The sequence below is a fragment of the Acinetobacter sp. Colony158 genome (genome assembly GCF_019264745.1).
Taxonomy (GTDB): domain Bacteria; phylum Pseudomonadota; class Gammaproteobacteria; order Pseudomonadales; family Moraxellaceae; genus Acinetobacter; species Acinetobacter ursingii.
The window spans coordinates 2,436,049-2,439,624 of record NZ_CP078523.1 but is presented as its reverse complement, the minus strand read 5'-3'; the positions used below and the strand labels follow the sequence as shown (position 1 = coordinate 2,439,624).

Sequence of the window (3,576 nt, the reverse complement as noted above, 5' to 3'; positions counted from 1 at the left end):
GCAATAACACCACAAATTCTTCACCCCCATAGCGAGCCACGAAGTCCATGTGCCGAATCGAATTTTTTATGGCTTTTGCCAGACTGGCTATGACATGATCACCCATCTGATGCCCATAAAAGTCATTATAATTTTTAAAAAAATCGATATCGATAAACAAAATTCCTAAAGAGCTATTATCCCTTCGGGTCTGTAAATAGAACACATCTAACATTTCATCGAAAGTTCGTCGGTTAGAAAGTTGGGTTAATCCATCATGCTGACTCAGATGTAAAAATTCAGAGGCATGAATGCGCTGAATATTTTCATTAATTTCAGAAAGTTTTGCATTTAAAAACAACATTCTTTCTTTAGATACCAACATTGAACTAATGGCAAAACCTAATAAACAACTCCCGATTAAAGCGCGCGTTAAAATCACCAGATGAAAATCAATATTAAAAACTGTAAGCCACGTCAACGTAATCAATGCAGATAGCATTCCGACCATTAACATATGTATAGGTTTTAGCCCACTCAGAATAAAACCCAACATATATATAAATGAGATCAATAACATCGCCTGATTTTTAAGTGCTTCACTCTGCACAGTCATCATCAGAATTGATGTTACAACAATTGCCCAAAGCACGATCGTATAGGCTGCCTGATAAAAATATGGCCTTAATGATGAAATTTTGGCAAAAGCGACATAAACCAATAAACACACCGCCCCATTGATTACACTTAAAAGGCATCGAACAAAATCTGAAATAAAATATTGTTTCTCGATGACCATATAATCACCAGGAACCGTCAATAACATAAAAATAATATAGGTGACGAGACCGCTCCAAAAAAATTGAATAGTATTTAGCCGTGTACGCTCAATATGCATATTCCAGAACTGGTTTTCCAATACCCTTGGTAAAGCCCGATTGGTCTGTTTTTCACGTACATGCGAAAGCTGTTCAACTTCTTCTTTTCTTTTATGAAGCTCGTCAAGGTTGTATTTATAATCCATTACACCCTGCAAGAAATCATCCTTATTTGAATAAAAATAATACACTTAACATGACTTTTATCAACCCGATTTCGCTTTTTATCCATAAAACTGTTTACCATTTTGAGCATATATGGATTATCATCTGTTTTATTTTTCAGTTTGAATCGCCTTGGATACTATTACTCTTCTTCAGCCCGATGACTGGCACGCTCATTTACGTGATGGTTTAGCCCTACAACGAACTGTTCCTGATTTAGCTCAACAATTTGCCCGCGCAATCTGTATGCCTAATCTGGTTCCACCAGTAAAAACTGTTGAAGAAGCACTGGCCTACCGTGAACGCATCATGGCGCATGTACCTGAAGGAATAAATTTTGATCCGCGTATGGTGTTGTATTTCACTGATCAAACATCTCCAGATGAAGTCCGTAAAATTAAAGCTTCAGCGCATGTCAATGCAATTAAGCTCTATCCTGCTGGTGCAACCACCAATTCAGACAATGGGGTCAGTGATATCCGCAAAGTCTATGCGGTGATTGAACAACTCGAAGAACATCAGGTTCCATTATTACTGCATGGGGAAGTCACTCATCATCATGTAGATATTTTTGATCGTGAAAAACGTTTTCTTGATGAAATTTTATCGCCATTATTAAAACAATTTCCAAAGCTTAAACTGGTTCTTGAACACATCACCACCAGCGAAGCTGCACATTTTGTACTTGAACATGATCGCAATGTGGCTGCAACTATTACCCCGCAGCATTTATTGTTTAATCGTAATGACATGTTGGTCGGTGGAATTAAACCGCATTTCTACTGTTTACCGATTTTAAAACGTCAAACGCACCAACAAACATTGATTGAAGTTGCAACCAGTGGTAATCCAAAGTTTTTCTTGGGTACAGATAGTGCACCGCATTCGAAAAATGCTAAAGAAAATGCATGTGGCTGTGCAGGCTGCTATAGTGCCCCCACTGCAATTGAGCTGTATGCACAAGCATTTGATCAAGTCGGTAAAATTGAACGGCTTGAGGGCTTTGCCAGTCACTTTGGTGCAGACTTTTATGGTTTACCGCGCAATACGACAACCATTACCTTGGTCAAAGAGGAACAAACCATTCCAGAACAGCTCGATTATCTGGATGGTGAAAAAATTATTCCACTGTATGCAGGTAAAACTCTTCAATGGAGGAAAGTGTGAACCAACAAATCAGCGCTCCACCCGTGATTGGGCATCGTTTTCGTGGTTTTTTGCCTGTTGTGGTCGATGTCGAAACAGCGGGCTTTAATTCACAAACAGATGCTTTACTCGAAATCGCCTGTATTCCGATTGTTTATAATGAAGCAGGTCGATTTGTACCTGGTGAGGCTTATCATGCGCATATCAATCCATTTGAAGGCGCTAATCTTGATCGAAGATCTTTAGATTTTATTGGGATTGATCCTTTTAATCCCATGCGTGTTGCCATGGCTGAAGATGAAAAAACAGCTTTACGCCGTATTTTTAAATCGCTCAATGAAGTCCGTCGTCAACAGCAATGTACCCATACGGTACTGGTTGGCCATAATGCGCATTTTGATCTTGGTTTTTTACAAGCAGCGATTGCACGTACATCAACCAAAAATCAGAATCCATTTCACAGCTTCTCGGTGTTTGATACCGTAACTTTAAGCGCTGTCATGTTTGGTCAAACAGTATTGGCAAGGGCCTGTATTCAGGCTGGAATCGAGTTTGATGGTAAAGAAGCACATTCGGCTTTGTACGATACACAAAAGACAGCTGAACTGTTTTGCTATATTTTGAACAAACTCGCCCCTTACTTACTTGACACTTTACCGGCGGATTCTTAAGATACCGCCATCCTCAACGTCCCTATCGTCTAGAGGCCTAGGACATCGCCCTTTCACGGCGGTAACCGGGGTTCGAATCCCCGTAGGGACGCCATTTTTTAAATCCTTTCTTTTTTATTGTGCCTATTGGCTATTGTTTGTCTGCCTCAAGATTGCACATTTCTAATTTTTCTCTACAATAGCGCGCTTGTCCATTTTGAACGTGACGTTGTGTATGCAACCATCTGAATCTTCAAATATCACCTCATCCAGTGATTCTGCTCCATTAAAACGAGCAATGAGTACGCGCCATTTGGTTATGCTTTCTTTAGGCGGTGCAATTGGTACAGGTCTTTTTTTAGGCTCAGGTGAAGTCATTTCTCAAACAGGCCCGATTGGAGCAATTCTTGCCTATATTTTAGGTGGATTGATTGCCTACATGGTGATGCTGTGTTTAGGCGAATTAGCTGTACATATGCCTGTTTCTGGTTCTTTTGGGGCGTATGCGGCCAAATATATTGGCCCAAGTACAGGCTATATGGTGTCGTGGCTCTACTGGCTGACATGGACAGCAACGCTCGGAACCGAATTTACCGCCGCGGCATTACTGATGCAGGAATGGTTTCCTCATATTTCGATGTGGATCTGGACACTGATCTTTGCAGCCACTATTTTCACACTCAATCTCAGTTCGACCAAAATTTTTGCTGAATCGGAGTTTTGGCTCTCGCTAGTAAAAGTCATAACCGTCATCAGTT

The 3,576-nt window shown here is 40.4% G+C and carries 4 protein-coding genes and 1 tRNA gene; 4 read left to right on the top strand and 1 reads right to left on the bottom strand.

The window, feature by feature from the left end:
- The coding region (locus JR005_RS09850; protein ID WP_218664980.1) for a GGDEF domain-containing protein at positions 1-1,003 on the bottom strand (1,003 nt) is incomplete at its 3' end.
- A gap of 151 nt (positions 1,004-1,154) precedes the next feature.
- On the opposite strand from JR005_RS09850, the gene pyrC reads away from it, so the two are divergent.
- From pyrC to JR005_RS14865, 4 genes are all read left to right on the top strand, one after another.
- The gene (gene pyrC, locus JR005_RS09845) at positions 1,155-2,189 is read left to right on the top strand and encodes a dihydroorotase (RefSeq protein WP_049176155.1); all 1,035 of its coding nucleotides are present in this window, start codon (positions 1,155-1,157) and stop codon (positions 2,187-2,189) included.
- Positions 2,174-2,839: a ribonuclease T gene (gene rnt, locus JR005_RS09840; protein ID WP_218664979.1), complete on the top strand. Its 666-nt coding sequence runs from the start codon at positions 2,174-2,176 to the stop codon at positions 2,837-2,839. Before pyrC ends, rnt begins: the two co-directional genes overlap by 16 nt.
- An 18-nt stretch (positions 2,840-2,857) precedes the next feature.
- Positions 2,858-2,933: transfer RNA gene (locus tag JR005_RS09835), tRNA-Glu, on the top strand.
- A gap of 120 nt (positions 2,934-3,053) precedes the next feature.
- On the top strand, positions 3,054-3,576 hold a 523-nt coding region (locus JR005_RS14865; RefSeq protein WP_228731682.1), incomplete at its 3' end, for an amino acid permease.